This is a genomic window from Acinetobacter sp. ANC_7682 (genome assembly GCF_056779795.1).
In genome coordinates, this window is record NZ_JBWYIQ010000077.1 from 1 (window position 1) to 872 (window position 872).

The 872-nt window shown below is 34.7% G+C and carries 1 protein-coding gene; it reads left to right on the forward strand.

The genetic code is table 11. The features are described 5' to 3' along the window. Positions 1-41: 41 nt before the first annotated feature. A protein-coding gene (locus AC1M9D_RS14040) for an IS5 family transposase (protein WP_481612440.1) occupies positions 42-855 on the forward strand; the annotation gives its coding sequence in 2 pieces (ribosomal slippage) (positions 42-428 and positions 430-855; 813 coding nt in all). Positions 856-872: the final 17 nt, after the last annotated feature.

Below are 872 nucleotides of genomic sequence, written 5' to 3' on the forward strand. Positions count from 1 at the left end.
TAGACCTCTTGCGAAAGTAAAAAATTGTTTATACTCGTCCCATGAAATATGAAAATTTAACTAGATTTAATGATGGGGAATTTAAACGACTTGTTGGCGTTCCTCGTCCATTATTCTTAAAAATGGTATCAGTGTTACAACACGCTGAACTTGCCAAGAAAAAATCTGGAAGACCTCATTCGTTGTGTTTAGAGGATCAATTGTTGTTAACTTTAAATTACTTACGCTGTTATAGAACTCAAATTGAGTTATCCGCCGACTATAACCTAGCTGAAAGTAATGTGAATCGTACGATTCAGAAAGTTGAAAATGCTCTGATTCAATCACGGATTTTCGCATTGCCTAAAAGGAATCAAAAGTTTAGTGAGGAGGATTATGTAATCGTTGATGTCACTGAGTCACAGATTGAGCGTCCCAAAAAAACAAAGAAAATTCTATAGCGGTAAAAAGAAGAAACATACGCTAAAAACACAGGTCATTTTTAACCCAAAATTAAAGCAAATTGTAAGTATACAGATTGAAGATGGCAAAAAACACGATCTGACGATTGCGCGTAAGTATTTGAAGGAGATGGTCATTTATCCTTGTATCATGGCAGATTTAGCCTATAAAGGATTTCATCAGATTAAGAGTAAGTTACTCATTCCAATCAAGAAACCTAAGAATTTATCATTACCCCAAATAGCAAAACAGATCAACCAAGAAATCAGTCGGCGTAGGATCACAATTGAACATATCAACGGCAAACTTAAACATTTTCGGATATTAACAGAACGCTATAGAAATAGACGGAAACGCTTTGGTCTAAGAATGAATTTAATTGCTGGAATGGTGAATTGGATGCTCTTAAATTAACTTTCGCAAGAGATCTA